The 26,844-nt window shown below is 65.5% G+C and carries 24 protein-coding genes; 17 read left to right on the forward strand and 7 right to left on the reverse strand.

Annotation, left to right across the window (positions count from 1 at the left end; genetic code table 11):
• Nucleotides 1-141 precede the first annotated feature (141 nt).
• Nucleotides 142-1,488, reverse strand: a complete 1,347-nt coding sequence (locus AAW51_RS19695) for a hypothetical protein (RefSeq protein ID WP_047195965.1) — start codon at nt 1,486-1,488, stop codon at nt 142-144.
• A 478-nt stretch (nt 1,489-1,966) separates the two neighbouring features.
• Here AAW51_RS19695 and AAW51_RS19700 point away from each other — a divergent pair, with 478 nt between their 5' ends.
• Nucleotides 1,967-7,150: a RecQ family ATP-dependent DNA helicase gene (locus AAW51_RS19700; protein ID WP_238947642.1), complete on the forward strand. Its 5,184-nt coding sequence runs from the start codon at nt 1,967-1,969 to the stop codon at nt 7,148-7,150.
• 206 nt (nt 7,151-7,356) lie between these two features.
• On the opposite strand, the gene AAW51_RS19705 is transcribed toward AAW51_RS19700, so the two are convergent.
• Nucleotides 7,357-8,166: a GIY-YIG nuclease family protein gene (locus AAW51_RS19705; RefSeq protein ID WP_238947643.1), complete on the reverse strand. Its 810-nt coding sequence runs from the start codon at nt 8,164-8,166 to the stop codon at nt 7,357-7,359.
• Nucleotides 8,167-8,518: 352 nt separating this feature from the next.
• Complete coding sequence (locus tag AAW51_RS31385; protein WP_417903576.1) at nt 8,519-8,947, reverse strand: SymE family type I addiction module toxin; 429 nt, start codon at nt 8,945-8,947, stop codon at nt 8,519-8,521.
• Nucleotides 8,948-9,948: 1,001 nt separating this feature from the next.
• On the opposite strand from AAW51_RS31385, the gene AAW51_RS19715 reads away from it, so the two are divergent.
• Entirely contained in the window at nt 9,949-10,881 is a 933-nt protein-coding gene (locus AAW51_RS19715; RefSeq protein ID WP_053013780.1) for a LysR family transcriptional regulator, read from the forward strand.
• A gap of 71 nt (nt 10,882-10,952) precedes the next feature.
• On the opposite strand, the gene AAW51_RS31390 is transcribed toward AAW51_RS19715, so the two are convergent.
• The 4 genes from AAW51_RS31390 to AAW51_RS19730 form a co-directional block, all read right to left on the reverse strand.
• Complete coding sequence (locus tag AAW51_RS31390; protein WP_169788057.1) at nt 10,953-11,207, reverse strand: SymE family type I addiction module toxin; 255 nt, start codon at nt 11,205-11,207, stop codon at nt 10,953-10,955.
• A gap of 160 nt (nt 11,208-11,367) precedes the next feature.
• Nucleotides 11,368-11,850 carry a hypothetical protein gene (locus AAW51_RS19720; RefSeq protein WP_053013781.1) on the reverse strand — a complete coding sequence of 161 codons (483 nt, stop codon included), beginning with the start codon at nt 11,848-11,850 and terminating at the stop codon, nt 11,368-11,370.
• Nucleotides 11,850-13,265, reverse strand: coding sequence for a recombinase family protein (locus AAW51_RS19725; RefSeq protein WP_157359966.1), 1,416 nt, complete (start codon nt 13,263-13,265; stop codon nt 11,850-11,852). Before AAW51_RS19725 ends, AAW51_RS19720 begins: the two co-directional genes overlap by 1 nt.
• A complete protein-coding gene (locus tag AAW51_RS19730; protein WP_047195968.1) occupies nt 13,262-13,741 on the reverse strand; it encodes a DUF2924 domain-containing protein in 480 nt (159 codons plus the stop codon). The genes AAW51_RS19725 and AAW51_RS19730 overlap by 4 nt, the downstream gene beginning before the upstream one ends.
• Before the next feature lie 344 nt (nt 13,742-14,085).
• Here AAW51_RS19730 and AAW51_RS19735 point away from each other — a divergent pair, with 344 nt between their 5' ends.
• The 15 genes from AAW51_RS19735 to AAW51_RS19810 all read left to right on the forward strand — a co-directional run bounded on the left by AAW51_RS19735 (nt 14,086) and on the right by AAW51_RS19810 (nt 26,844).
• Entirely contained in the window at nt 14,086-15,378 is a 1,293-nt protein-coding gene (locus AAW51_RS19735) for a hypothetical protein (RefSeq protein ID WP_157359967.1), read from the forward strand.
• Nucleotides 15,375-16,382, forward strand: coding sequence for a hypothetical protein (locus AAW51_RS19740; RefSeq protein ID WP_053013783.1), 1,008 nt, complete (start codon nt 15,375-15,377; stop codon nt 16,380-16,382). The genes AAW51_RS19735 and AAW51_RS19740 overlap by 4 nt, the downstream gene beginning before the upstream one ends.
• A 516-nt stretch (nt 16,383-16,898) precedes the next feature.
• Nucleotides 16,899-17,171: a helix-turn-helix transcriptional regulator gene (locus tag AAW51_RS19745; protein WP_238947644.1), complete on the forward strand. Its 273-nt coding sequence runs from the start codon at nt 16,899-16,901 to the stop codon at nt 17,169-17,171.
• Nucleotides 17,172-17,180: 9 nt separating this feature from the next.
• A complete protein-coding gene (locus AAW51_RS19750) occupies nt 17,181-17,708 on the forward strand; it encodes a hypothetical protein (RefSeq protein WP_238947645.1) in 528 nt (175 codons plus the stop codon).
• Nucleotides 17,708-18,550: an ATP-binding protein gene (locus tag AAW51_RS19755; RefSeq protein WP_047195970.1), complete on the forward strand. Its 843-nt coding sequence runs from the start codon at nt 17,708-17,710 to the stop codon at nt 18,548-18,550. The genes AAW51_RS19750 and AAW51_RS19755 overlap by 1 nt, the downstream gene beginning before the upstream one ends.
• Nucleotides 18,547-19,272, forward strand: coding sequence for a hypothetical protein (locus AAW51_RS19760; protein ID WP_047195971.1), 726 nt, complete (start codon nt 18,547-18,549; stop codon nt 19,270-19,272). The genes AAW51_RS19755 and AAW51_RS19760 overlap by 4 nt, the downstream gene beginning before the upstream one ends.
• A 10-nt stretch (nt 19,273-19,282) precedes the next feature.
• The gene (locus AAW51_RS19765) at nt 19,283-20,140 is read left to right on the forward strand and encodes a hypothetical protein (RefSeq protein ID WP_047195972.1); all 858 of its coding nucleotides are present in this window, start codon (nt 19,283-19,285) and stop codon (nt 20,138-20,140) included.
• Complete coding sequence (locus tag AAW51_RS19770) at nt 20,137-20,616, forward strand: DUF6511 domain-containing protein (protein ID WP_047195973.1); 480 nt, start codon at nt 20,137-20,139, stop codon at nt 20,614-20,616. The genes AAW51_RS19765 and AAW51_RS19770 overlap by 4 nt, the downstream gene beginning before the upstream one ends.
• Complete coding sequence (locus tag AAW51_RS19775) at nt 20,613-21,350, forward strand: PD-(D/E)XK nuclease family protein (protein WP_047195974.1); 738 nt, start codon at nt 20,613-20,615, stop codon at nt 21,348-21,350. The genes AAW51_RS19770 and AAW51_RS19775 overlap by 4 nt, the downstream gene beginning before the upstream one ends.
• On the forward strand, nt 21,347-21,568 hold the full coding sequence (locus AAW51_RS19780; protein ID WP_047195975.1) for a hypothetical protein: 222 nt from the start codon (nt 21,347-21,349) through the stop codon (nt 21,566-21,568). The genes AAW51_RS19775 and AAW51_RS19780 overlap by 4 nt, the downstream gene beginning before the upstream one ends.
• Complete coding sequence (locus AAW51_RS19785; RefSeq protein WP_047195976.1) at nt 21,561-23,864, forward strand: phage/plasmid primase, P4 family; 2,304 nt, start codon at nt 21,561-21,563, stop codon at nt 23,862-23,864. The genes AAW51_RS19780 and AAW51_RS19785 overlap by 8 nt, the downstream gene beginning before the upstream one ends.
• Nucleotides 23,865-23,992: 128 nt before the next feature.
• Entirely contained in the window at nt 23,993-24,466 is a 474-nt protein-coding gene (locus AAW51_RS19790) for a crossover junction endodeoxyribonuclease RuvC (RefSeq protein WP_047195977.1), read from the forward strand.
• Nucleotides 24,460-24,669: a hypothetical protein gene (locus tag AAW51_RS19795; protein WP_047195978.1), complete on the forward strand. Its 210-nt coding sequence runs from the start codon at nt 24,460-24,462 to the stop codon at nt 24,667-24,669. Before AAW51_RS19790 ends, AAW51_RS19795 begins: the two co-directional genes overlap by 7 nt.
• Entirely contained in the window at nt 24,662-25,051 is a 390-nt protein-coding gene (locus AAW51_RS19800) for a DUF6362 family protein (RefSeq protein ID WP_047195979.1), read from the forward strand. The genes AAW51_RS19795 and AAW51_RS19800 overlap by 8 nt, the downstream gene beginning before the upstream one ends.
• A gap of 503 nt (nt 25,052-25,554) precedes the next feature.
• Nucleotides 25,555-26,844, forward strand: a complete 1,290-nt coding sequence (locus AAW51_RS19810) for a DNA modification methylase (protein ID WP_047195981.1) — start codon at nt 25,555-25,557, stop codon at nt 26,842-26,844.

Consider the following 26,844-nt stretch of genomic DNA (forward strand, 5'->3'; position numbering starts at 1 on the left):
GCGGGCCGCTGAGGTCGCTCTGCGCCCCCACCACCGCCGACAGCTCAGTCGATGGCCAGCACCAGACGCTCGACCATGATCCTCTGGGTTCAGCATATCGGCATTCGAACCACGAGTCGGTTTTCGAGGGGTACTGCCGGGTTACGTCTCGTGCGACAACCGGCGCTCGGTTGGGAACCGCCGCAAGACCTTGGCCACCTCGTCGGGGTCGATCTTCACTACCCCCGTGCTCAGGCTTGCGGCAAGGAACCGGGCCAGCTCGGTGACGGACACATCCTGCAGCCGTTCCACGTTTACTCGGGGCTTCAACGGTGCCGGCGGCGGTAGCTCGCCTTTGGGGAGCGAGACGCTGATGGCCCTCGGCGCGATTAGCCCCCAAGAACGGCAGTCCTCCACGAGTGAGGCTGCTTGCACCGCTGCCTCGACCGCGTCTGCTGCTTCTATCGCATCTTCCAGCTTGCCCTGCCGGACACTGAAAGCGTCTCGCCAGTGCTGCGCGAAGTGCTCAATACTCACAGGGATCAGCTCGGCCCTTTCGCGCGTGATGTCGTCGACGATCTCGTCCACTGCGGACTTACTTGCCCCGTACCTGTCACGCGTGGTCGGTCTGAGCGGGATGCCGTTCTGCAAGTTCTCCAACAGCTCCGTGCAGCAATCCGCGTAGAGCCGGAATTTCCAGATTCGGTCTCTCAGTCCCCAATGCTCCGCTCCTTTGCGAACCTGGGCGTGGATCTCCTGCTCGATGCTCGCTTCGACGTTTTGCGTATGCGCCTTCAGCGCCTTCGACGCCTTCTCTCGAATCTCTCGGGAATAGGCACCCGGTCCTGTGACGGCGGGGTTCGACAGGAGCCGGTTGCGAATTCGCACCTCCGTCGCATCGGATGAGCCTGGAGTCGGGTCGAACGCGACAGACGTCCCTTCTTCATAGCCGCATCGCGCGCATTTCAAGTACCAGCGGTGGGGGCGTCCGTGCGGTGCCAGCCAGACGAGGCCTGAAGATTCTTCCTTGCATTCCGGGCAATTCAGCATCATTTCGACCGGAGTGTCTTGCATGCCCCCAACGCACCAAGCCTCACGGGCAAAGGATTTCATCTGGTTAGCGTTCAGGTTCACCAACCCGCCATGCTTCGCCAGGTACACGCAAGCGCCCCATGTGTTGCGATCCTTCTCACTGCTGTTGCTCTTCTCGAACTCGTCTCGAAGAGCGTTAGCAGTCACGCGATTGAACGGGCTGGCGAATGCCGATTCGATGCGCTGCCGCAGGGCGCCCGGGAAGGCCTTGGCGATCTCCTGATACTTGGTGCGTACCCCGAGTTTCCCGCCTTCCGCATCAACTGACTGGCAAACGGCCCGAAAACGCGCGTCTGGGCAGTACAGCTCTTCGACCATGTTTGAAAGCTCACCCAGGAAGCCTTCGCCGTCATCCTGGGGGTAGTAGACGAGGCCCAGCGTCCTTATCTCCACACTTTCCGGGGTCAACTCAACCAACTATGCAACTCCTAGGTTGTGATTTGCGTTCGGGCCATTCGAAGTCTTGATCCGGTCAGCGAAGGGACCCAAGTCAACGCGCCGGCCTCTTCCTACGCCTCGATCACCGCACCCTCACCCCCGGGCGGCACGACCAGGCACAACGAAGTGTAACGACGATCGGCGCTGCGTCTAGCCCGTCCCGTACAGCCGCACCCGGCCGGCACCGCGGACCGGCGACCGCGACCGCGTGCATCAAAACGTGCAGTCCAAATCCCGCTGCACGTGTCTTCGAGGCCCCGTCGCTTACCGCGCGCCGAGGAGCCAAGCCGCTGCAACTCGTGCCCGGGCGGCGGTTGCAGGCACCATGCCTGTTTTGAAGAATGTGATCGACCACTACAATTCCTCCGGTGTACCGAACATGAGATTCGGGACACAAGCGTCGCTGGCTCCTGCAAGGGAGCCTACCCGCCCCGGTTAACTTGAAAGCCGATGTGATTTGACGTCCGCCCTGGTTGCCGAGAACAGCGTCACTGCCCCGCTAAGCGCGGAGGTCACGCGTCAGCTCGTCCGCGAGTGGCAGGCGCTGTCCATCGACATCGAGACGAACCCGGCCGACGGCGACCGGATCTTCAAGCTTGGAGCCGTGCGCAGCGATGACGCCACGGCGGTTCTCAGTCTGTCGACCAGGCGCATGCGGGCAGAGGAAGTCTGCAGGCGCGTCGACGCAGCTGCTGAAGGAGCGAAGCTCCTCGTCGGCCACAACGTGCGGCGCCACGACATTGTTCAGTTGCAGCGACAGTACCCCGGACTGCAATGCCTGAATTTGCCGGTGCTCGACACGCTTGAGTTGTCGGCAATCGCCTTTCCGCTCAATCCCTACCATCGGCTGGTCAAGGGCTATAAGTTGCTGTCGGACTCGCGGAACGACCCCGCGAAGGACGCCCGCTTGGCGCTGGATCTGCTGGGGGATGAAGTCGAAGCGCTGGTCGAGATGAACAAGCTCGATCCAGACTGGGTTTCGCTGCTGCACTTTCTGCTTGCCCACGATGCGCCACTGGACCGCTTCATCAGTGAGATTCGAGCCAGCACCTCTCCCGATACTGACGTCGCCCGCATGGTCGCGCTTCGGCGTTTCTCCAGCCATTGCTGTACCACCAACTTGCGACGCTTCACCGAGCATGAGGCTTTGGTCGACCTCAAGCACCGTACGGCCCTGGCGTACGCGCTAGGCTGGGTCCGCGTGTCCGGAGGCAACTCAGTGCTTCCGGTTTGGGTCCGCACTGCCGTGCAGGGCGTGCGCTCGCTGATTGCTGAGCTGCGCGAGCACGATTGCCAGCGTGGAGATTGCAGCTACTGCCGCCAGCAGCACCATCCTGAGACGCTGCTGCAACTGCACTTCCATAAGCCCAGCTTCAGGGACAAGCCGGCCGCTCCTGATGGCAGTTCACTGCAGCGCGCCATTGTTCAGGCCGGCCTGGGGCGCAAGAGCCTCCTGGCCGTTCTGCCTACGGGTGGTGGCAAGTCCATCTGCTACCAGCTGCCCGCGCTAGTTCACTACTGGCGCTCGGGCCAGCTCACCGTTATCGTGTCGCCGCTGCAGTCACTGATGAAGGACCAGGTTGACAACCTACTTGCCGCCGGCGTGCACTGCGCAGTGACCATCAACGGCCTCCTGACCCCCATCGAGCGGCGTGCAGCGCTGGACAAGATCCGGCTGGGAGACGCCGGCATTGTGTTGGTGTCGCCGGAGCAGTTTCGCAGCCGCAGCTTTGGTGACGCCATCCGGATGCGAGAGGTCGCCACCTGGGTCTTCGACGAGGCGCACTGCCTGTCGAAGTGGGGGCAGGACTTCCGTACTGACTACCTCTACGTGTCGCGGTACATCCGCGAGCATTTCTCCCATCAGCGCGCGCCGGTGGCCTGTTTCACGGCCACTGCGAAGGTCGATGTCATCGAAGACCTTTGTGGCCACTTCGAGGAGAGCCTCGGTATCACGCTGGAGCGATTCCTCGGAGGCCACGAGCGCAGCAACCTGACGTTCCTGGTCGTGCCCGCGAGGCGAGCTGAAAAGGCTCACCGCATCGTCGAGCTGTTGCGTCACGAACTGAAGGACGGAGGCGCTGGCATCATCTTCTGTGCCACTCGCAAGACCGCGGAGACGACGGCCGAACTGGTGACCGCGGAAGGGATCACATGCGGGTGCTTCCACGGAGGGTTGGGACCAGACAAGAAAAAGAACATTCAGCAGGCGTTCCTCGAAGGCTCGCTGCCCGTCATCGCGGCTACCAACGCGTTTGGCATGGGGGTCGACAAACCTGATGTGCGCCTGGTGGTGCATGCCGACATCCCTGGTTCTTTGGAGAACTACCTTCAGGAGGCGGGGCGAGCCGGCCGCGATGGTGACCTTGCACGCTGCGTCTTGCTGTTCGATGAGGAAGACGTCGAGACGCAATTCCGCCTCTCGGCCCGATCGCAGCTCACGCAGCGCGATTTCGTCGGCCTGCTCAAGGCAATCAAAGCGCGCGTGCAGCGACTGAAGCGCGAGGAAATTGTCGTGTCAGCAAAGGAACTGCTGGCCGATAGTGAGGGAACTGGCATCGAAATCGACGCACCGGACGCCTCGACAAAAGTCGCCACAGCCGTGGCGTGGCTTGAGCGCAGCGGGTTTTTGAAACGCGACGAAAACAACAGCCGGGTCTTCCCGGCTAGTCTGCGTGTGGCATCGCTTGAGGAAGCGGTCGCGCGCATTGACCGCGCCGGGCTGCCTGCGGCGCATAGAGCTCGCCATGTGGCGGTTGCCACCGCCCTTTTTCGAAGCGTGGACCCTGAAGGACTGAGCACCGACGAGCTCATGCTGGAGGCCGGCATTCCGCCCGAGGAGTGCTTTCGTATCGTCCACCAGTTGGAGGGCCTGGGCATTCTCGTCAATGACCTTGGCTTGACCGTTCGGGTTGCCAAAGGTGTCAGAGGGGCCTCAGACAGCACCTTGCGGAACCTGGGCCTCCTCGAGTGTGCGCTGCTCGACCTGATGTCCGAACTGGCCCCTGACGCAGACGTTGATGGCACACCGCAGCATCTCAGCGTACGCCCCCTGTGCACCGAGCTACGCCGCCGTTTGGAGTGGGCCGAATCCGATGCACGTGTGAACCCGCAGGCGGTTCGCAGTTGCCTGCGGTCTCTATCCGAGAGCTTTGGTGCCGGCTCGGAAAAGCGCAGCATGCTCCACGTGAAAGGGATGGGGCCGGACAGCCTGCGTGTCGTGCTGCATCGGCCATGGTCGCAGATTCGTACCATCTGCGCGAAGCGCCGGTCGGTCGCACAAGTCGTGCTTGAGCGCCTGCTCGCCGCGCTGCCGGCCGGCAGCAGGGAGTCGACGCTGATCGTCGAATGCAAGGCCCGCGACCTGATTGAGGCGATCGAGTCTGACCTGGAGCTGAAGGGGACGCTGCGCGAGCCCTCCATCGCGCTCGAGCATGCGCTCCTGTACATGCACGAGAACCGCGTCATCGAGATGGACAAGGGGCGGTCTGTCTTCCGCTCCGCGATGACTCTGAAGTTCGACCCGGCCGCCCTGAAGCGGCGATTCACCAAGGACGACTTCGCCGCGCTCCAGGAGTTCTACCGCGAGCGCATCAGTCAAACACACTTTATTCACGAGTATGCGCGGCTGGGCGCAGAGGACCCCGAGCGCGCGACGGCCTTCGTCGCTGCTTACTTTGCCCTACCGCGCCGACAGTTCGTGCGAGAGTACTTCCGAGGCCGGACCGACTTGCTGCAGCTGGCCACGACCGACGAATCGTTCCGGCGCATCGTCGATGACCTGCAGCATCCGGGGCAGGAGGAGCTGGTCGACCTGCCCGAGCACGGCAATCACCTTGTGCTCGCGGGCCCCGGGTCTGGGAAGACCCGCGTCATCGTGCACCGAATCGCCTACCTGCTACGGGTGAAGCGCGTCGCGCCCGAACGCATCATTGCGCTCGCCTTCAATCGCGGTGCGGCTGGCACCCTTAAGAAAAGGCTCCTGGCGCTGGTCGGTGACGACGCGAAGGGAGTGACGGTGCTCACCTATCACGCGATGGCGCTACGTTTGACCGGTGTCAGCTTGGCAGGCGCTGACTGTGCAGACGGCGAAGCGGATTTCGAACGACTGCTGCAGGATGCCATCGACCTCCTGGAAGGCAGATCGGAGGCCTTCTCTGATGCTGATGACGCGCGCGACCGCTTGCTGCAGGGATACGAGTACATCTTCGTCGACGAGTACCAGGATATCGATGCCAAAGAGTACGCGCTCGTCAGCGCCTTGGCGGGCAGGCGCCTGGTCGACCCGGAGGCAAAGCTGAGCATCATGGCCGTCGGCGACGACGACCAGAACATCTACGCGTTCAAGGGCGCGAGTGTGGAGTTCATCCGACGGTTCCAGGAAGACTACCCAGGTAAGGTCTCCTACCTTGTCGAGAACTTCCGCTCGACGCAGAACATCGTCACCGCGGCCAACCACGTCATTCAGCGCGCAGCCGAGCGGATGAAGGTTGACCATCCGATTCAGATTGATGCCCGGCGTGCCGCAGATCCGCCGGGGGGTCGGTGGCAAACACTCGACGTGGAGACCAACGGCAAAGTGCGGCTGATCACCGCGCCCGGTACGGCGAACCTGCAGGCCCAACTCGTGCTCAAGGAAGTTGACCGCCTTCGCCGCCTGGACCCCCAACTCCAGCTTGGCGACATTGCCGTGCTAGCACGGTGTCATGAAACCTTGCAGCCGCTCCGCGGCTTGTGCGACGCTGAGTCCGTGCGCTACGAGCTCGCGAAGCGTGAAAGTTCCCGCGGCCTGCTCCCGTTGACGCGTTCCCGCGAGGGCTGGCATACCCTGTCGTTGCTCCGTGAACGGCAAGCCAGCTTGGTGTCGACTGCCTCCCTTGCACGTTGGGTCGGCATGGCTCGCAGGAGGCAGCCCGCCAATCCTTACTGGGCGGACATCGAATCGGTAATTGAGGAGGTGGCTCGCGAATCCACCGGCTCGGCCCTTCCCGCGGAGATGTTGCTTGATGCGCTGTACGAAGCTTCCCTCGACTCCGCGCGGCATGGCAGGGCGGACGCCATCAAGCTGATGACAGCGCACAGCGCGAAGGGCCTCGAGTTTCGGCATGTCATTGTGATGGACTGCGGCGACTGGGGCTGGGGTGACGAAGACCGCAGACTGCTCTACGTCGCCATGACGCGGGCGAGGGAGACGCTGTCTCTGTTCAGGGTCGAAGACGGTCGCAATCCTTTCCTCGCCGACCTGAGCACGGTCGAGGGCGTCGTGAGTCTCCTCCCGACAGCCAGGCCTGTTCGCCGGCAAGACATCGAGCGGCGGTATCTAACCTATGGGCCCACCGACATGGACATTGGCTATGCGGGACGGTACCCAGCCTCGCACCCAATCCATGACGCGATGCGGCAGCTCGTGGTCGGTTCGACCGTCGCGGTCCGCCAACGCCGTATCGAAACGTTGGATGGCAGGCTTGTCCTCGGACGCCTCGCAACTGCAACAAGGGTCGAACCAAAGGACGGCGCGCTTGGCACTGTCTACGGGGTGATGGTGCGAACTCGGCAACAAACTCCAGCGGCATACTTGCCGTCCGTCGTCATTGACCAATGGGAGGTTCCTCTCGTGGAGGTCATCGAAGGCAACGCCTAGAACAGGTCATCAGCTGCGCGCATCACGTCGCAGGTGGATACCCAGGCCAAGCTGCCTTCAGTCAGGGGGGGCGAGAACAGCGGGGAAGGAGAGGCCGCTGCTGGCGGCCCCGTTGCCCACCCAATCGGTCGTCAGCACTAAGCACGAGCCTGCACATGCACCATCTACGTCGCAGCAGTTGGTCAGTCTGCATCTGCTGCGCGCCGCTACTCCACCGTTGTGGCAGGAGCGCCCTTCAGTTCGCGCAGGGTCTTTCCAGCCGCGTTCTTCCACTCGCTCCAGCCATCGGCGCTTCGCCCGGTAAGTGCAACCGCTGCGGCGCTGGGGGCGTCGAAGATGTGATCCTTCGTCAACACCACGCGGTCTCCTTCCACCCTCAGGACGCCGCTTTCGATAAGCCGCTCCCGTCGGCGCCCCGCAGAGGTGCCTTCCATTGAGGGAACGTTCTCGCGCCTTCCTGTCGAGCCTTGGAGAACGACAAGCCCGTCTTGCGTGTAGTACCCCCGGCCGTCCGCGCCCGACGCACGACAAAATAGCATCTCGGGTTGTTCATCACCTTGCTGCAGCGGCACCAGCGGTTCGAACAAGGGGTACCCGAGCGTCGTGAGCAACATGCGGCCGATGTCGAAGAGCTCGTAGCAATCGGCCTCAAGGGGAGGTGGAATATCTTGCCGGCTTGCGTTGTTGCCGTTGGTGGGGACATACCGCCCAGCCTTCTTCACTTCCTGCAAGCAGTACCGCTCAAGGAACAGGGCGTGCGTCTGGGTGAAACTGTCAGAGCTGGTCAGCAGCACCAGCGCTCGCTCCCAGAAGTCCTTCTCCGCGTTGTGCCTCGGAAAGCGCACCCGCATATCGGCGGTCTGGCCAACATACACCTTCGGGTCCTCGGTGTCGTTTCCCTGCCCGATGAGGAAGTAGACCGCCACCTTCTGGCTCTCCGGCATCTTCAAGAACTGGCCAAGGAGACTCCGCGGCACCTCGACAACATGAACGATGCCGGTCGTGATTTGGGCCACGCGTATGCCCCTCGGGTCCCCGCCGGGCAGATAGATCTGGATGGTCTTAGGACGTGTGCTCACAAGCTGATCTCCCATGTGGTTGCGCCACTTCTTCGATGCGCTACTGATGTGGGAGAGGACGATAACGGGGCCCAACGAGGCCGAGCAAGGCCGAATCTCACAGGGTGCGCCTGCTAAAACATGCAGCATTCCAATCGGGGCCGCTTGTAGAGCCCGGCGGCGAAGGGTGTACACCGACGGCCCACAACGTTGTCCACCGCGCAGGTGAACAACCGGGATCGCCTGCTTTCGATCCGCAGGTGAGCACAGCCGAGAAGGAAGCGCACCTCCCCCCGGCCGGCACGTCCTCCTAGTCAGTCGTCAGGACCAGGCACCCCGCCATGATGCGCACGCGAACCTGCGCGTCGACCTCAAAGCCCGCCTCCCTCAGCCATTTCCCTCGCAGGCGAACCCACGGCACAGGAACATCAGGCGTACCTGGCGGTTGGCGCGTACGGTCATGAGGAAGGAACGCGCCGTTGACGTTCAGGTAGCGCTCGTTCTTCTCCAGCTTGGTAGTTGTGGGCAATGCTTCGCCCGGCCTATGATTGACATCAGCCACGATTAACTTCCGAGTAAGTTGGTTGTGGTTAGCCGGCCCGAGGTGTTCCCGCACCTTCGGGTCGGCGCCCTTACGGCGTCCGCCGCGCCCACAGCATAAAGAGACAGGCTCCCACAGGGAAGGACTGGAGGGGCGCTTTTCTGGCTCTAGGAGATACAAGCGCGTCCATCTGATCACCAGCCGGTGTCTGTTTTGAGAAGCTGCGGCGCGACAGGCCGTAATCGATCTACAGCCTCAACACATCCAGCACCGTGTGCTCCCGCCGCGGAGGCGGCAGTGAAGCCGGCAACCGCGGCCTCGACCCCTGTCCGTGTCGTCGTGCTTTCGAACGGCTGGCCCGTGTCACGCCACAGTGGATGCTGTGCAAGGTCGTCTTGATGAACTGGTCGCACACGCCACGTGGCAGCCCCGTCGCTTCCCAGGCACAGGTCCCCAATCGGCCACTGACGTCGAGCTGCAGAAGTGGCACGAGGTTGCCCACCTGAAGGGTGATCAAGAGCGGGTCCTGCAGCAGCGTGCGGACCAACCGGTAGCGGTAGTGCGGACCCAGCGTGGAGTTGTCGTCCAGGACCACGACCACCGAGCGGTGAAGGCCCGTGGCGAACCCCTCCGATTGCAGCTGCCGCTCCAGCCGGCGGTACCAAGTGCGTCTGCCCCTCCACGATAGCTCGGGGGCGAGCGTCGCATAGCACCAGAAGCCGTATTGCGCGTTCTCATCGATGATGCTTCTCCTTCTAAAGGCCTGCGCAACTCGCAGGCAAAAGGTTGCCCCTGCCCCGCAACCGTGATCGCGGAGATCAGCTCTTTCGATTCATGCTGGCCCTCAGACCGGCGTGACAGACGTCCGGCTGACTGCGGCAGGCCGACGTCGACAACTGCCTCTGCGAGCTTTCTGGAAGTCGACACCGCCGCCGACGTGTTCTTCGTTGATCGAGTCCCCCGCACCGAGGGCAAGGCAGCAGGGCCAAGACGCCGGCAACCCGACTTGAACTAGCATGAGGAGCCGTGCATTCGACCCACCATCGTGCAGCGGCGACGACGCGACCAACGTCGTCCCGACCCAGCCTCTTTGCTTCATTGCCGCCTCCCTGAGTACGCGCTATTTTTCGCCGACTCGGGCCCGTACTTCAACGACATATGTCGTCCGGGACCCATGCAAACCAGTTATGGGAGGTCGAATGGAATTGAGGCATCTGCGTTACTTTGCGGCGGTCGCCGAATCAGGCAGCTTGAGCGCCGCGGCGGACAAGCTGTTCATCGCTCAGCCGGCCCTTTCAAAGCAGATCCGGCAGTTGGAGGAAGAACTCGGCGTGCTACTGTTCGCCCGCCATGCACGGGGTGTGGTTCTGACCGCAGCTGGCAAGGCGTTGCTACCGGAGGTGCGGGTGCAACTCATGTCGATGGGACGCTTGGTGAATCTGGCACGCCGTGCCAAAGCCGACGAAATCCACTGCCTCAGGATTGGACTGGTCCCGACCGCGACGGGAACGGTGCTACCCGCGTTGGCCGCCCGGCTTCGAGCGAGTCATCCCGGTATCGACATCGATGTGCGCGACATGAAGAGCAGCGACCAGGTCGAAGCGCTCCTCGCCGACGAGATCGACCTCGGCATTGCGTCCATTCCGCCCCGGCACGCCAGCATCTCGGTCGCGTGCGAGCTCGACGACCGGCTGTGCATTGCTCTGCACTGCCAGGACCCGCGCGCCTTGCGACCCACGCTCGACCTGCAGCAGTTCGCCGAGGACCGGTTCGCCGCCTTCACGGAACAGCCGTGGCTGTCGCACTCGGGCAGATCAAGCGAGCTGTTCGTGGAGGCCGGGTTCCAGCCTTACGTCCACTACCATGCGGCCACGGTGCACGGTGTGCTGGACCTGGTTGCGGCCGGCCTGGCGGTCGCACTGGTTCCTGCAACCGTCGCCGTCCACCGGCCGAAGCAGGTGGTCGTGCGTGCATTGAGCGACGCGCCTCGCTGCCAGCCGCTGACGGTGTTGCGCCGACGGGCGGATGGCAACCCGGTGCTCGTATCGGTGGAGCCCGCGCTGAGGGACATCTTTGTGGAACTTCAGCGGGAAGGGGACGAGGCCCTGAGCGAAGCAGCGCACGCCAGCTGAGCTGCCAGGGAAAGAACGACAGCGTCCAATGGCGAGCAAGAAGAGCCGCCCTGGGCGGCTCATTGGCGCCGCTAATCTGTCGTCAAGACCAAGCACCCGTCCGTGATTCGAATACGCACGCGCGCCCGGATGGCAAAGCCAGCAGCTTCCAGCCATTTGCCGCTGAGTCGCATCCATGGGACCCTCGTTTCGACGGTCTCGGTATGCAGCCCGTTGCCCGCCCTTTGGTACGTCTGGTACGTCGCGCAGACTGAGATGTACCGTTCGTGCTTCAGCAGTTTTCTTGAGGGCGATGCTTCGCCCGGCCTATGATTGACATCAGCCACGATTGACTTCCTACCCAAGTTGGTTGTGGTTAGCTGGCCTGGGGTGTTGACGCACCTTCAGGCCGGCGCCTATTGCGGCGGCTGCCGCGCGGACAGGATAAAGAGACCCGTCCGAAGAGGGAAGAAGAGGATGCCGTGCTCGCCGAGAGCCTCTTCCCGTTCATCGCGTCACTGTGGCGAAGCCGAGCACCGCACGTTGCCTCCCCCACTCGCGGGGCAGAAGATCCTCTCGCCCGCGCAGCAGGTGAAGGTGCAGGTGTCGCGGCTGCTTCCCCTCGAAGATCGCCTCGACGATGTCCGGTGCCAGCAAGGTGAGCCTCAGCACTTCGGCAATCCAGCCCGGATCGAGCTTGAGCTGGCGGGCCAGCTCCTTGGTGGTCTGGACCTCGCCGCTGTCCAGCAATCGCTGCCAGTAGAACGCTTTGCCCAGCACCTTGATCATCGACAGATCAAAGGTTGGCTGGGCTGGCGCCCCGCCTTCCCCAGGCGGCGGCGTCAGCACCTTGCGGATGTGCCGGCGACGGATGGTGAGCGGCACGAAGGTGACGCTCTGCACCCCGGTGCTGTGCTGCCGCGGCGAACCCGCGCCCTCGACCGTCACCGCCTGCCGGGCGCTGCCCTTCGGCTTGACCGCATCGCCCATCAAACACCCTCCGCTTCTTCGACCAGCAGCCGCTGCTCCTCCACGAACCGGTGCCGTTGGATCTCGAGACCGAAGCCCGACCAGCCGTCCTCGCGCCAGACGATGTCCAGCCCGCCGTCATGCAGTTGCACCCGCTCGATCAGCAAGCGGGCGATGCGCTGCTGCTCCGCGGGAAACAGCTGCTCCCACACGTCGCCGATGCGCTGCAGGGCCACCACCGCCTGCGCCTCGTCGATGTCCCGCCCTTCGGGGTGCTCCAGCGCCGCCTTCCACACCGCAATGACCATCTCCGGCTGCCGCAGCGTCGCCTGCAGCTGCTGCAGCACGGCGCCCTCGATCTCCGCGGCCGGCAACAGGCCGATGTCGGACTTCCCAGGCTCGGCCACTGAACCGGCACACCGGCGCTTGTAGAGGGACGAGACGTAGTAGCGGTACCGCTTGCCCCCTTTCTTGGCGGTATACGTCGGCAGCATGCGCTGCCCGTCCGGGGCGAACAGCAGCCCCGCCAGCAAGGCCGGGTGCTCGGTCCGGCGCACCTGGGCGCCTTTGCGCCGCTGATCGATGACGGCGTGCACAGCGTCCCACAGCGCCTGCGGGACGATGGGCTCGTGCTGACCCTCGTAGCTCGTTCCCTTGTGGACGATCTCGCCGAGGTAGACGCGGTTGCGCAGGAGTTTGCGGATATGGGTCTGGTCGATGAAACGGCCGGGCCGGCGGGTGCCGGCCTGCGTCACCCACGACTTGGTGGTCCGCCCTTCGATGGCCAATTCGCGCACCAGCCGCGCAGCGGAACCATGCTCGGCGAAACGCCGGAAGATGTCGCGCACCAGTTCGGCCTCGGCCTCGTTGACCACCAGGCGGCGGTCCTGCACGTCGTAGCCGAGCGGCGGCATGCCGCCCATCCACATGCCCTTGGCCTTGCTGGCGGCGATCTTGTCTCGGATGCGCTCGCCGGTGACCTCGCGCTCGAACTGGGCGAAGGACAGCAGCACGTTGAGCGTGAGCCGCCCCATGCTGGTGGTGGTGTTGAACTGCTGGGTGACCGACACGAAGGACACGCCGCGCCGGTCGAAGATTTCCACCAGCCGCGCGAAGTCCGTCAGGCTGCGGGTGAGCCGGTCGATCTTGTAGACGACCACGATGTCGACCCGCCCGGCGTCGATATCCGCGAGCAGGCGCTGCAGCGCCGGCCGCTCCAGGTTGCCGCCGGAATAGGCCGGGTCGTCGTAGCCGTCGTGCACGGCAATCCAGCCTTCATGGCGTTGGCTGGCGATGTAGGCGAGCCCGGCGTCGCGCTGGGCCTCCAAGCTGTTGTAGTCCTGGTCCAGCCCTTCGTCGGTGGACTTGCGGGTGTAGACCGCGCAGCGCCTTTGGGGTGCCACCGAGGCGGCCAGGGCCGCGCGTGAGGCCTTCATGCCTTGCCTCCCTGGCGTGGCGTGCGCAGGCCGAAGAAGGCGGGCCCACTCCACTGCGTGCCGGTGATGGCGCGAGCGATGGCCGACAGGCTCCTGTAGCGCCGGCCCTGGTACTCGAACTCGTTCGGGCCGCGTGTCACAACCCGGTGCTCTACGCCGTCATACACACGGGTCAACAGCGTTCCCGGCAGCAGGCTGTTCGCTTCGCGCTGGCTGAGCCGCGGCACGATGCCGGTTTCGCCGATGTTTTCCAGCCGGCGGCGCACCGAGGGCGACAAGCCGCCGAAGGCGCGCTCCTGCAAGCGGTAGGCGATGCGGCTCTCCAGATAAACCCGGTTGTGGTGGGCAGGCCGCTCGTCGAACAGTTCGTCCCAGCGGGCCCACAGCTGCTCCATGTCCAGGTGCGGCAGCTGGGCGATCTGTTCGGCCAGGCTCGCTTCTGCAGGGCCTGGCCGCACCGGTGCGAAGGTCGTCATATATCAACTCCTTTTCGGTTGAGAGGGGTTGGCATTCACGCTCTGGGTGGGCAGGAGGCCAAGTCCAACCGTCTCTATTTCCGTGTGAAGTGGCGTGGAAGCCGCAGTGGGCCGGGCGCGCAAGCGCAGCAGCGCGCCGGCCAACAGGTCGGCAACTTCTTGGTGCGGAGGCCGGGGCGCCAAGCTTGCATCAGCGTCCCTGTCAGACCTGCGAGTTTGGTGGGATGACATTGGTAAGCAGCAGTACGAAGAACCGTTTCCATGCTAGGGTTTACTCTCGGTGGCGTATCGGGTTCTAGCGGGTTAGCGGGGGTTCGACACCCACCGGACACGTGTGTGTGTATATGCAACAACCATCGCAGGGAATTCGATCCCTGCATCAAGTCGGAGAGAGAAGCGTGACGAAGATGTGGACGTATGTGGACGTCCTGACCCAGCTGGCGTCGGAAGATGTGCTGCACGGCTGGCTGGCGGAGCAGGGATTGGCGGCAGAGCTGCAGCACCTGGAGTGCGAGGACGCCATCGCGTCCGCCGTCGTTCGTGCGGTTCAAGCCTTGGAGAACGCCCAGACGCGAGAACGAATCATCGCGGGCCTGCAGCGCGGGGCGCAGCTGGCCCACCCACTCGGCCGCGACGCGATGTTCGAGGCTGCGGCCATCCACGGCGACGTCTTCCTGGCGCTGGTCGCCTGCAAGAGCGATTTGCACCGATCGTTCTGGCTCTATGTCTGCCACCGCGCCATCTTCGATCAGGCCTGCGCGGCGGAATACCTGGACGCGAACGTCGCCCGCGCGCAGCAGCATGACCTCGGCTGCAAGGTGGTGCCCCGGCGCGACGCGGCAGCCCTGCAAGCCCTGTGTGCCGAGGTGGGCGCCTTCTACCGGCAGCAGTTCGGTTGTGGCGACCGCTGCGTGGCGCAGTTGTTCGAGCGCAGCAACAACGTCTTCGTGCTGACGCTCCACGTCAAGGACCTGCCGAGCCTGCTGCTGGAATTCGACGGCGACGCCGTTCGCCAGCGCATCGGTCACCCCAGCATCCACATCGTCCTGGAGTACGCCCCGCGCACGGGCGCCACCCGCTCCCTGGTACGTGGCGGCGCCAAGTTCCACCAGATGCTGGTAAACGCATTCGCCCGCCACCTGCTGGCCTGCGAGGTCGACGCACAGCGCGTTCTGCGGCCACGGTTCGATCTTTCCCCGCTGCGCGACGGCTTCCGGGTACCGCGGGCGATCGAGGATGGTTTCGCGGTCGTGCAGGTGAAGTCGCTGTCCCTGATCAGCCCGAACGGCACCCTGAAGCTGGAGTGCAGCGCGACCGCCGCGAGCGGGCGGCGCTGCGTCACCGAGTTGCTGAAGGACATCTGGTGCGAGGACCATCCGCTCACGGACGGATGGAGGATCACTGCGGCCGACATCGCGCTTTACTACCCGCCCGAGCCGGGTCGAAGCCGAATGCGGCAGGTCTGCCTGGAGATCACCGATCGCGGTCGCGTGAACCTGCACAAGTTCGAGGCGAGCCTGCAGCGCCAGCTGGAGAGCTACTTGATCGACATGGGCATCCTGCGCCCCGAGCAGACCTTCGAGGCACTCTCCTTGCCGACTGGGATGCCGGAGCACACGGTGGAGCCGGGTCCGTGACGGGGGATGCACAAGCCTGGAATTTCGCGTGCACCCTGTTCAACCGCACGACGCCGACACTGATAGCCACCCTCCCCTGCGCTCCGCGCGCGCTGCTCTCGGCGCTCGTCGAAGCGCACGTCGTCGCGGTGCGTCCGTACAACAACGCCTACGTCTTGTGTCCCGAGTGCCACCAGCAGCACGGGCTCGTTGTGGATCTCGGCGTTGCCGATAGGCGCGCGATAGGCTGCGACTGCCCGGACTGTGGGATCGTCACGGTGACACCGGACTACCGGTTGACGGTCGAGATTGACATCAAGTGGCTCGTCGCGCAGTTGCGCCTGGCGCTCGACGTCTCCAGTGACGAGGCGGTGGTGGAGCTGGCCGAAGGGATCTGGCGCATCGGCACGGTGCTGCGCCAGCCGGTGGTGCTGGGGCGCTCCGTGCGGCAGTTGCAGGGAAGGCCGGCACTGCTCGCACAGCTGCACGACGGGGCGGGTCGCCCGGTCATCGTCATCACGCCGCAGCCACCACTGCCGCTGCAGGCCGAGCCCTTCGACGACCGGGTCGTGTGGCTGCCACTGCAGCGCAGCTTCGTGTTCGATGGCAAGCGCTTGAGCTGCATCGAGCCGGCAGTGTTGAGGCGGCCGAGGGGCGGCGATGACGCCACGACCGATCCGCGCCCCGTCCATGGCCCGTTCTCCGAGGACTTCCGCTGGGTATACCGCCCGCACGGCGCTGTGCTGCTGTCCCCCGCGCAGGCTGCTGTGATGGAGGTGTTGTGGTCGTTCAAAGGCGTGCCGCAACGGGGCGAGTTGATCATGGCCCGCGCCGGGCTCAAAGGCAGCAAGCCCGCCGTCGTGTTCAAGGTGAAAAGGGAGAACAAGGACAAGGCGCAGTACGAAGGACCGAAACAGGTCTACGCGGCCTTGGTCGTCGTCAACGCCCGTGACGGCACCTACGCGCTGCGATGGGAGGAGGACTGGGGCGAAACACCCCCTCTCCTGCGACCGCTGATGCCCTGATCTCCCTGCCGGGCCAGTGCTATCCGCACAGCCCCACCCGTTGCAACGGCGAGCCTACGAGCTCGCCGTTGTCACGTTCGGATCTATCGAAAACGACGGCTCGGTCGGCAGCGAGCGGAAGTTGGCTTCAGTTCACCGTACCGATGCGCTACAGCGCCCGGTCGCCCCATCCCCAGTCAGCGCTGGGCCAGTAGGGAACTGAGTTCCCCGCTGCTCCCCGCCCGAAGGCGAGGCGCCTCGCTCGTCCCCCGGCCACCTTGCCCCTCCTGCCTCATCCCCTACCGGCGGGGAACTGGCTTCGTCCCCCGCACTTCACATCGCGACGACGCAGGCAAGCGAGTGAGTGCGCCACCTCACAGAGCGACTGTCGCCGTGACCCAACCTCGCGCAGAAATCGTTGCCTCGGCAGGGAACTGAAGTTTCGCTCCAGTTCCCTGCTCAGTTCGCTGACAGTTCCCTGCCAAAAATCTCCAATGCCTCCGGTGCGCGCACACACACCGACTCACTGGAGGATCAATGTTGACGACATCTCAACGGGGGCGAGTCCCCCGCACGGCTCATAGTCCCGCCACCCTTGTGCCGCGGGAACCGGTCACACGCGAGGTGCTGCGCGCCGACGAACTGGCCTTGCGCTGGGGCGTGAGCGAAAAAACGCTCGAGCGCTGGCGCAACGAAGGCCGCGGCCCGAAGTACATGAAGCTCGGCAGCCGCATCGGCTATCCGCTCGCTGCGGTGTTCGAGTTCGAACGCGCCGCCGGCCGCATCTCCACATCCGAACGCGATGAGTGAGGCCGCGCCATGACCGACACCACCCTTTCTGTCCTCACCGGCGCCGAGCTGACCGTGACCGAACTGGCGCCCCTGCCAGCCCTGCTCGCCCTGAGCGTCGCGGAACTGGCCGCTCTGCCCGCCTTGAAGAAGGCGGAAATCCAGCAGCAGCTGGCGACCGCCGCCACCTGGCTGCGGCAGGCCGAACAGAAGTTCGACGCAGCGCTTCAGACCGCCTATGGCGACGTCTGCCGGCGTGTACTGCAAGAGTCCGGCCGCGACTTCGGCACTGCCCACGGCCGCGACGGCGTGGTGCGAATCACCTTCGATTTGCCCAAACGCGTGAAGTGGGACCAGCAGCAGTTGCACCAGCTCGCCGAGCGCATCGTCGCGGGCGGCGAGAAGGTCGAGCACTACATCGACGCGAAGCTGTCCATCAGCGAGGCCAAGTTCAAAAGCTGGCCGCCCTCTCTGCAGGAGCAGTTCGCGCCGGCCCGCACGGTCGAGCCCGGCAAGGCCTCCATCACCCTCCACCTCGACCCCAAGGAATCCCTCTGATGGCACTCCCCATCATCACCGCCGAGCAGCGGCTGGCGGAGCGCACCGGCGTCAAGCTGGTGCTGCTGGGCCGCGCCGGTGTTGGCAAAACCAGTCAGCTTAAAACCTTGCCCGAGGTGTCCACGCTGTTCGTCGACCTCGAGGCCGGCGACCTGGCGGTCAAGGACTGGCGCGGCGACACCATACGCCCCACCACTTGGCCCGAGTTCCGCGACTACGTGGTGTTCCTGGCCGGGCCCAACCGGGCGCTGCCAGCGGAGGCGCCGTTCTCGCAGGCCCACTTCGACCATGTCTGCCAGCGCTACGGCGACCCGGCCCAGCTCGACAAGTACGACTGCTATTTCGTCGACAGCCTCACCGTCCTCTCGCGCTGGTGCCTGGCCTGGGCCAAGACGCAGCCGCAGGCGTTCTCCGAGCGCACCGGCAAGCCGGACACACGGGGCGCCTACGGATTGCTCGGCGCCGAGATGATCGGCGCGCTGACGCAGCTGCAGCACGCCCGAGGCAAGCACGTCGTGTTCGTCGCCATCCTCGACGAGCGCCTCGATGACTTCAACCGCAAGGTCTTCCAACCCCAGATCGAAGGCAGCAAGACCGCCAACGAGCTGCCCGGCGTGGTCGACGAGGTGGTGACGCTGGCCGAGATCAAGACGGAGGACGGCACCTCCTTCCGCGCCTTCGTGACCCACAACCTCAATCCCTACGGCTACCCGGCCAAGGACCGCTCCGGCGCCTTGGACCTGCTGGAGCCGCCCGACCTCGGCGCGCTGATCACCAAGTGCGCCACCACCCACCGCAGCTTCTCTTCCGAATCGAACGAACAACATAGGACCACCGCATGACGACCTGGAACGATTTCAACGACGCCGAACCGCAAGTCTTCGACCTCATCCCCAAGGGCACCGTCGTGCCGGTGCGCATGACGATCAAGCCGGGCGGCTTCGACGATCACGCCCAGGGCTGGACCAGCGGCTGGGCGACGCAGTCTTACGAAACCGGTTCGGTCTATCTGGCCTGCGAGTTCGTGGTGCTGGCCGGCGACTACGCCAAGCGCAAGGTGTGGTCGAACATCGGTCTCTACAGCCCCAAGGGATCGACCTGGACCCAGATGGGCCGCAGCTTCATCCGGGGGGTGCTCAACAGCGCCCGCAACCTGCACCCGAAGGACCTCGGTCCCGACACGGCCGCCAAGCGCTTCATCTCCGGCTTCCACGAGCTGGACGGCATCGAGTTCCTAGCCCGCATCGACGTCGAGAAGGACGGCCGCGACGAACTCAAAAACGTGATCAAGGTCGCCGTCGAGCCGGACCACCCGGACTACGCGCGGCTGATGGGCGTCGCCTCGCAAGTGGCGGCTCCCGCTGCCGGGCCGGCGTACTTCCCGTCGGCACAGCCGGCACAAGCCGCACACCCCGCGGCGCCATCGGCTGCGCGCCCGGCGCCCGCCGCACAGGGCTACCACCCGGCTGCGCAACCGGCCACCGCCGTCGCCCGTCCGGCGCACGCGACCCAGCCGGCCAACAGCCGCAGTCCCGTCAGCGCCAAGCCGTCGTGGGCGCAATAAGGAGATGGCCATGCAAGACACCCCCATCTACGTCAGCCACTATGGCCACGTGCGCTTCGGCGATCTCCAATGCGCAGCCGTTGTGCTGGAAACCGGAGAACGCGGATATGTGTGGCCCGCCCTCGCGGCGGATTTCGGTCTCCATGAGACGCATCGAGGCGAGTATGTGGCCTTGCTTCTCGCGGAGATTGCGCCAGGGATCTTGGTCGACATGGACGACGGGCCGGATGCCATCGTGCTCCCGACCGGTCAGGAGACGATGTTCTTCCCGGCGGGACTGCTCGGGAAGGTCGCAGCCACCGTTGTCGAAGCCACTATCTCGGGCAAGATCAAGAAGGCCTCTGACCGGCTGATCGCCAACTGCATCAGGGTGCTGAGGACGGTCATCGAAACCGGCGAGACCGAGCTGATCGATGAAGCGACGGGGCACGACCTCTACCGTGCCCCCGACGAGCTGCTGAAGCGCATCACGAACCTGCTGAGCGAGACGTGCCCGGGTGGGCACGGCCGCGGCAACCGGGACTATGACAAGGCGCTCTTTCCGGTGGTGTTCGAACCGCGGGAAGGCCACGTCAAGCTCATCCAGCCGTTCCTCATCGAAGAGATCACGCTGCGCTGGGTCTACGGCGTGGCATTGCCGCAGGCACTGTTGCGCGACCTCCGTGACGGCAAGGGTGTCTCGCCGCAGCACCGGCTATGGCTGTGCGAGCAGGGGCGCTCTCATGTGGAAGCCCAATTCGTTGCAGTGACCGCCATCGCGCGGCGGGCAACAGATCGCCGCGACTTCGAGCGGCGCTGCCAAGCCGCCTTCGGATGGACACCGGCTCAGTGCGCGGCTGCAGTTCAAACGCCTGCGGAGGCCGCTTGAAATGCTGGGTCTGCACACGCGAGGCCCGCGGCTTCGGGCACAGCGACACCCGCTACGCACTGACCGACCCACGGCACTACCCCATCGACTGGGTGTTCTGCTCGCGCCGCTGTCTGGAAGCGTTTCATGCCCTGTACGGGCGCTGGCGCGCCGTGCGCGACGGGGACATCGACCGCAAGGAGGTTCGGATGATCGATCCCTCTGACGTCGAGCAGGCCGCGATGCGCAAGTGCCTGCGTGCCTTCGGCGAAGCCGGCTCGGCGATCGGCTTCGGCAAGCCGCTGGGCCAGTACACAGAGGCTGAGGCGCTGCAGGTGATCGATGCCATCGTGACGCGCTACACCGAGGCCATGGCCGAGCACCACGAGGCGACGAAGTACCCGCCGGTGCGTGGCATCGCGCCCGTGCCCGACCCCATGTCGGCCCCCTTCGCCGACATGCCGAGCGACACGCCTTGGGAGGCAGCCACCCGATGATGGACTTCAACCCAACGTCCAGTCTGGGCGAGCGGGTGGAAGCGCTGATCGACGACGGCCTGCAGCGGCAGGCCGGCGCGCAGGCCGCCCGCGACTACCTCGGCGCCTCCCGCGTCGGCGTGGCCTGCGAGCGGGCCTTGCAGTTCGAGTACGCGCAGGCACCAGCCGACCCCGGCCGGGGCTTTTCCGGCCGCATTCTGCGCATCTTCGAGCGCGGCCACCGCATGGAGGACGTCATGGTCGAGTGGCTGCGCACCGCCGGCTTCGATCTCCGCACCCGCAAGCCCGACGGCGGGCAGTTCGGCTTCCGCGTCGCAAACGGCCGCCTGCGCGGTCACGTCGACGGCGTCATCCTCGGCGGCCCGGATGGCTTTGCCTGCCCGGCGCTGTGGGAGATGAAGTGCCTCGGCTCGAAGTCCTGGAAAGAGCTGAAAAAGCACAAGCTCGCCGCCGCCAAGCCGGTCTACGCCGCGCAGGTCGCGATTTACCAGGCGTACCTGCAGCTGCACGAACACCCGGCGCTGTTCACCGCGCTCAACGCCGACACGATGGAAATCTACGCCGAACTGGTGCCCTTCGATGCGGCGCTGGCCCAGCGCATGTCCGACCGCGCGGCGCGCGTCATCCAGGCCACGGAAGCGGGCGAGCTGCTGCCCCGCGCCTTCCACGACCCCTCCCATTTCGAATGCCGGTTCTGCCCCTGGCAGGACCGGTGCCACCGAATCGAACCATGAGATCCAACGACATACACCCCGCGGCGAAGGACCGCCTGCTCACTGCGCAACAAGCAGCGCGTGCTCTCAACCTGCCCGAGTGCTATTTGGCGGATGCGGCCCGCCGCCGCCAGCTGCGCATCCCCCATTACTGCATCCACAGCCTGGTGCGCTTCAAGCTGCACGAAGTCGCGGCGTGGCAAGCCGCCGCCGCGAAGAAGGAGGCATCTGGTGCTTGACTTCAACGACCCCGGCACGGCGTCTCCGCCCGACCGCGACCTGGAGGCCGAGCGCGACAGGATTCGAGCTGACCTGCTCGCCCGGCTCGCGCCGGTGTTGCAGACGATGTTCCCTGCCGGCAAGAAGCGCAATGGCAAGTTCTTCATCGGCGACATCCTCGGCAGCCCCGGCGACAGCCTGGAGGTGGTGCTCGACGGCGAGAAGGCCGGGCTCTGGACCGACCGGGCCGAGGGCAGCGGCGGCGACGTCTTCGCGCTGATCGGTGCCCACTACGGCGTCGACGTCCGCACCCGCTTTGCGGACGTGCTGCAAAGAGCGTGCGATCTGCTCGGCCGCGCACCGGCCCCAGCCGCGCGCAAAGCCAAGCGCCAGCCGCCCGTCGACGACCTCGGCCCCGCCACCGCAAAGTGGGACTACTTTGACGCAGCCGGCCAGCTGATCGCGGTCGTCTACCGCTACGACCCACCCGGGCATCGCAAAGAGTTCCGGCCCTATGACGTGAAGCGCCGCAAGGTGGCGCCGCCCGACCCCCGGCCGCTGTACAACCAGCCTGGCATTGCAAAAGCGGACCTGGTGGTGTTGGCCGAGGGCGAAAAGTGCGCCGACACGCTCATCCGGCTTGGCATCTGTGGGACCACCGCGATGCACGGTGCGAATGCGCCGGTGGACAAGACCGACTGGTCGCCGCTGGCCGGCAAAGCCGTGCTCATCTGGCCGGACAAGGACAAGCCGGGCTGGGAGTACGCCGATCGCGCCGCTCAGGCCTTGTTGATGGCGGGCGCGAAGACGTGCCACATCCTGTACCCGCCCGAGGATGCACCGGAAGGCTGGGATGCCGCCGATGCGCTGAGCGACGGCTTCGATGTGGCCGGTTTCATCGTCCACGGGCCGCGTCTGCAGATGCACCTCATCGGCGACGAGGACGCGGTCGACACCGTCGACGCCCACCCCGCAATCGAAGAGTCAGTGTCGGGCACCGAGGATGCTCTGGCGCTGTCCTTCACGCGCCGCTATCACAGGGACTGGCGATATGTCGCAGCCTGGGGCCGCTGGCTGGTCTGGGATGGCCAGCGCTGGCGCCCGGAAGATACCTTGGCCGCCACCGACCTGGTGCGGCACGTCTGTCGCTACGTTGCGCTCCGGACTCACAATCTCAAGATCGCCGCCAAGCTGGCCGCCTCGAGTACGGTTGCCGGTGTCGAGCGCCTGGCTCGGGCCGATCGGCGGCATGCGGCGACCACCGACGAGTGGGACGCCGATCTGTGGCTGCTGAACACGCCCGGCGGCGTGGTCGATCTCAAGACCGGCCGCCAGCGACCGCACGAGCGCAGCGACCGGATGACCAAGGTCACCACCGCCACGCCGCGCGGCGAGTGCCCGACTTGGCGGCAGTTCCTCGACGAGGTGACCGGCGGCGACCAGGCGCTGCAAGCCTATCTGCAACGAATGGCCGGCTACGCCTTGACCGGCTCCACCCGCGAGCACGCCTTGTTCTTCCTGTACGGCACCGGAGCGAACGGCAAGTCGGTGTTTGTGAACACGCTGGCCACCCTGCTCGGCGACTACGCCACCAACGCGCCGATGGACACCTTCATGGAAGCGCGCACCGACCGCCATCCGACCGATATGGCGGGCCTGCGTGGCGCGCGCTTCGTGGCCGCCACCGAGACCGAGCAGGGCCGGCGCTGGGCCGAGTCCAAGCTCAAAAGCCTGACCGGGGGCGACAAGATCTCCGCGCGCTTCATGCGCCAAGACTTCTTCGAGTTCTTCCCGCAGTTCAAGCTCTTCGTGGCAGGCAACCACAAACCCGCCATCCGCAACATCGACGAGGCGATGAAGCGGCGGCTGCACCTGATCCCGTTCACGATCACGGTCCCACCCGACAAGCGCGACAAGCACCTCCAGCAGAAGCTGCTGGCCGAGCGCAACGGCATCCTGGCCTGGGCGGTCCAGGGGTGCCTGGCCTGGCAGCGCCTGGGACGGCTGGACCCGCCTCAGCAGGTGCTGGACGCCACGGAGGAGTACTTCGAAGCCGAGGATGCGCTGGGCCGGTGGTTGGATGAGCGCTGTGTGCGAGAGACCAACGCCAAGGCGCTCACCGCCGAGCTCTTCAACGACTGGAAGCAGTGGAGCGAGGCGGCCGGCGAGTTCGTCGGCACCCAGCGGCGCTTCTCCGACCTGCTCATCACGCGGGGCTTCGAGAAGTGGCGCAACGGCTCGGGCGTGCGCGGGTTCAGGGGCATTGGCCTCACAACGCCGCGCACTGCTGCCTACACCCCCTACATCGACAACTGACCCTCCCGTCTGACGCATTCGACGCTGTTCATCGTAACTCTCTACACGTGCGCGTGACGCGCGCGTCATGGAGGTTAACGATTCGGCGTGTCGACTGCGTCAGGCCCGGACAAGTAAGGACGACCAACATGACCAGCACCGTTCTGGCTCTGGATCTGGGAACACATACCGGCTGGGCACTGCGCCAGCACGACGGCACGACCACCAGCGGCACCGAGCACTTCAAGCCGCAGCGCTTCGAGGGCGGCGGCATGCGCTTCCTGCGCTTCAAGCGCTGGCTCTCGGAACTGCACAGCGCCAGCGGCGAGCTGGGCGCGGTGTACTTCGAGGAGGTGCGCCGGCACACCGGCGTGGACGCGGCTCACCTGTACGGCGGGCTGTTGGCCCACCTCACGGCCTGGTGCGAGCAGCGCCAGGTGCCCTACCAAGGAGTACCGGTGGGGACCATCAAACGGCACGCCACGGGCCGCGGCAACGCCGGCAAGGGAGAGGTGGTCACCTCGGTCCGGAATCGCGGCTACGCGCCGTCTGACGACAACGAAGCCGATGCCCTCGCACTGTTGCTGTGGGTCATCGACACCCAGGAGGCTGCGCAATGCTGACGCCACACCACCGCTACCGCTGCGCGCTTGGCAAGCTGCAGCCGAACCGCACCGACCTCGACGCCGTCAAGGAGGAAGGCTGGCGCAAGCAGCGCATCCTGGTGATCAACGAGGCCGACGAGCGGCTCGACCTGGTGGAGCGCGAGATCGTTCGCCGCATCGGCGAGCGGCTGTACGGCAAGGGAGGACAGCGCGATGGCTGAGCAATGGACCGTCGAGGCCGTGGCCATGCGCTTTGCCGACGCAGCGGACACCGCACGCCGGCTGCCGCCGGTCAGGGTGCAGGGCTACCTGAGCGCCTGGCCGCAGGTGGCGCGCGAGTCCTGGGAGGCGCTCGGGCGCGACGATGACCGCCCCCTGACCTTCCCGCCCAGCCCGCAGGCGGTCGAGCGCATGCTGCAGGCCATGCGGTGGGTGCAGTGGCTCGAAGTCGAGCAGCGGCACCTGGTGTGGATGCGCGCGAAACGCTATGGCTGGAGCGAGATCGGAAAGCGCTTCGGCTGCGACCGCAACACGGCGTGGCGCCGCTGGCTGGTGGCCCTCGGCGCCGTCGCCGACCGGCTCAACCAGCAGCAGCTGCCTTAGCCCGGAACCACAGCGGGAAATAGCGGGTTGTGGCGGGCCCCCGGGGGGCAGAGCGGGCTCGCGCGGGCTACTGCGGGAATTGGCCGTGCAGCATTTCGGGCCGGTTTTGGCTACAGTTCCAGCTATGGTGACGCAAGGACCAGCAGTAGCAAACGCCCCCTGAAGTCAAGCCCTCAGGCTGCCTTTCAGGGCTCTCAGAGAAGAGTTTGCGGGTCCTTCCTTTTGGTACCCAATGCGGGCGGGAAACGCGCGATGCTTTTTTAGCGTCTGAGTGCGAACCCAGGTTCGCGCGGTTCGCGTCTATCGCCGCTACGCTTCTCTCGCACTTTCTCCGTTCCTTCCTTTCTTCGACCCCGGCCGCCCACCACGGCCGTTGAACGGCCCGCTCCCGACGTCTGTCGGCCGGGCCGTTCTCTTTGCCTGCGTTTCCTCCTGACGCCGCGCGAGCGGCCTTCGGCCCGCCTCCGATTCGTCGGGGCGGGCCGCCTTTCATCGCACGCCGAATGCCGTCACCCAGCTTCTCCGATCCGCTCAAGCTCGAACACTGGCCCACGGCCAGGCTCATCGCTTACGCGAGGAACCCGAGGAAAAACGACCACGCAGTGGATCGGATGGCGGCGGTCATCGCCGAGTTTGGGTTTCGAATTCCGATTTGCGCCAAGAGCACCGGCGAAGTCGTCGACGGGCACTTGCGGCTCAAGGCCGCGATCAAGCTCGGCATGCCGCAGGTCCCAGTCGTGTTGGCCGATGAGCTGACGGACGCACAGATCCGCGCCTTTCGCCTGCTGGCCAACCGATCCGCGACCTGGGCGGAGTGGGACGATGAGCTGCTGCGGCTCGAGATGGCCGAGCTGAACGAGGCGGAGTTCGACCTGTCGCTGACCGGCTTCGACGCCGACGAACTTGCCAGCATCCTGGCCGGCGATGAGCCCGCGCACGAGGGCGAGACGGACGACGATGCGGTGCCGGAGGTCGCCGAGGAATCGGTCTCGCAGCCCGGCGACGTCTGGGTGCTGGGCGACCATCGCCTGCTCTGCGGCGATGCGACGAAGCCGCAGAGCTACGCCTCGCTGCTCGGCGAAGGCCGGGTCGACATGGTCTTCTGCGACCCGCCCTATGGGGTCAACTATGCGAACACCGCCAAGGACCGGCAGCGCGGCACGGCTCGCCCCATCCTGAACGACAACCTCGGCGAGGGCTTCTACGATTTCTTGCACGCCGCGCTCTCGGCGATGCTGACACGGTGCGACGGTGCGGTCTACATCGCGATGTCCTCCAGTGAGCTGGACACGCTGCAGGCGGCTTTCCGGGCGGCGGGCGGCCACTGGTCGACCTTCATCATCTGGGCCAAGGACGCCTTCACCCTGGGCCGCGCGGACTACCAGCGCCAGTACGAGCCGATCCTTTACGGATGGCCCGAGGGGGTGAAACGCCACTGGTGCGGCGACCGCGACCAGGGCGACGTCTGGCAGATCAAGAAGCCGAGGAAGAACGACCTGCACCCGACCATGAAGCCGGTGGAGTTGGTCGAGCGGGCGATCCGCAACTCCAGCAGACCGGGGGACGTCGTGCTGGACCCGTTCGGCGGTTCTGGCACCACCTTGATCGCCGCCGAGAAGTCGGGCCGCGGGGCCCGGCTCATGGAACTGGACCCGAAGTACGCCGACGTGGCGGTGCGCCGCTGGCAAGACTGGACGGGCGAGCGTGCCGTCCGGGAACGCGACGGACAGCCCTTCAACGAAGCGGCCTCTGCGCCAGAGGAGGCGTCGAGCCGGAACGCAGGGGCTCAGTGA

The sequence above is a fragment of the Caldimonas brevitalea genome (assembly GCF_001017435.1).
Classification (GTDB): domain Bacteria; phylum Pseudomonadota; class Gammaproteobacteria; order Burkholderiales; family Burkholderiaceae_C; genus Caldimonas; species Caldimonas brevitalea.

Excerpts from the sequence above, each read along its gene's own strand:
- AAW51_RS19715 (WP_053013780.1), top strand. The coding sequence starts at position 9,949 with ATGGAATTGAGGCATCTGCGTTACTTTGCGGCGGTCGCCGAATCAGGC.
- AAW51_RS19720 (WP_053013781.1), bottom strand. The coding sequence starts at position 11,850 with ATGGGCGATGCGGTCAAGCCGAAGGGCAGCGCCCGGCAGGCGGTGACG.
- AAW51_RS19725 (WP_157359966.1), bottom strand. The coding sequence starts at position 13,265 with ATGAAGGCCTCACGCGCGGCCCTGGCCGCCTCGGTGGCACCCCAAAGG.
- AAW51_RS19730 (WP_047195968.1), bottom strand. The coding sequence starts at position 13,741 with ATGACGACCTTCGCACCGGTGCGGCCAGGCCCTGCAGAAGCGAGCCTG.
- AAW51_RS19735 (WP_157359967.1), top strand. The coding sequence starts at position 14,086 with ATGCAACAACCATCGCAGGGAATTCGATCCCTGCATCAAGTCGGAGAG.
- AAW51_RS19745 (WP_238947644.1), top strand. The coding sequence starts at position 16,899 with ATGTTGACGACATCTCAACGGGGGCGAGTCCCCCGCACGGCTCATAGT.
- AAW51_RS19750 (WP_238947645.1), top strand. The coding sequence starts at position 17,181 with ATGACCGACACCACCCTTTCTGTCCTCACCGGCGCCGAGCTGACCGTG.
- AAW51_RS19755 (WP_047195970.1), top strand. The coding sequence starts at position 17,708 with ATGGCACTCCCCATCATCACCGCCGAGCAGCGGCTGGCGGAGCGCACC.
- AAW51_RS19760 (WP_047195971.1), top strand. The coding sequence starts at position 18,547 with ATGACGACCTGGAACGATTTCAACGACGCCGAACCGCAAGTCTTCGAC.
- AAW51_RS19765 (WP_047195972.1), top strand. The coding sequence starts at position 19,283 with ATGCAAGACACCCCCATCTACGTCAGCCACTATGGCCACGTGCGCTTC.
- AAW51_RS19775 (WP_047195974.1), top strand. The coding sequence starts at position 20,613 with ATGATGGACTTCAACCCAACGTCCAGTCTGGGCGAGCGGGTGGAAGCG.
- AAW51_RS19780 (WP_047195975.1), top strand. The coding sequence starts at position 21,347 with ATGAGATCCAACGACATACACCCCGCGGCGAAGGACCGCCTGCTCACT.
- AAW51_RS19790 (WP_047195977.1), top strand. The coding sequence starts at position 23,993 with ATGACCAGCACCGTTCTGGCTCTGGATCTGGGAACACATACCGGCTGG.
- AAW51_RS19795 (WP_047195978.1), top strand. The coding sequence starts at position 24,460 with ATGCTGACGCCACACCACCGCTACCGCTGCGCGCTTGGCAAGCTGCAG.
- AAW51_RS19800 (WP_047195979.1), top strand. The coding sequence starts at position 24,662 with ATGGCTGAGCAATGGACCGTCGAGGCCGTGGCCATGCGCTTTGCCGAC.
- AAW51_RS19810 (WP_047195981.1), top strand. The coding sequence starts at position 25,555 with ATGCCGTCACCCAGCTTCTCCGATCCGCTCAAGCTCGAACACTGGCCC.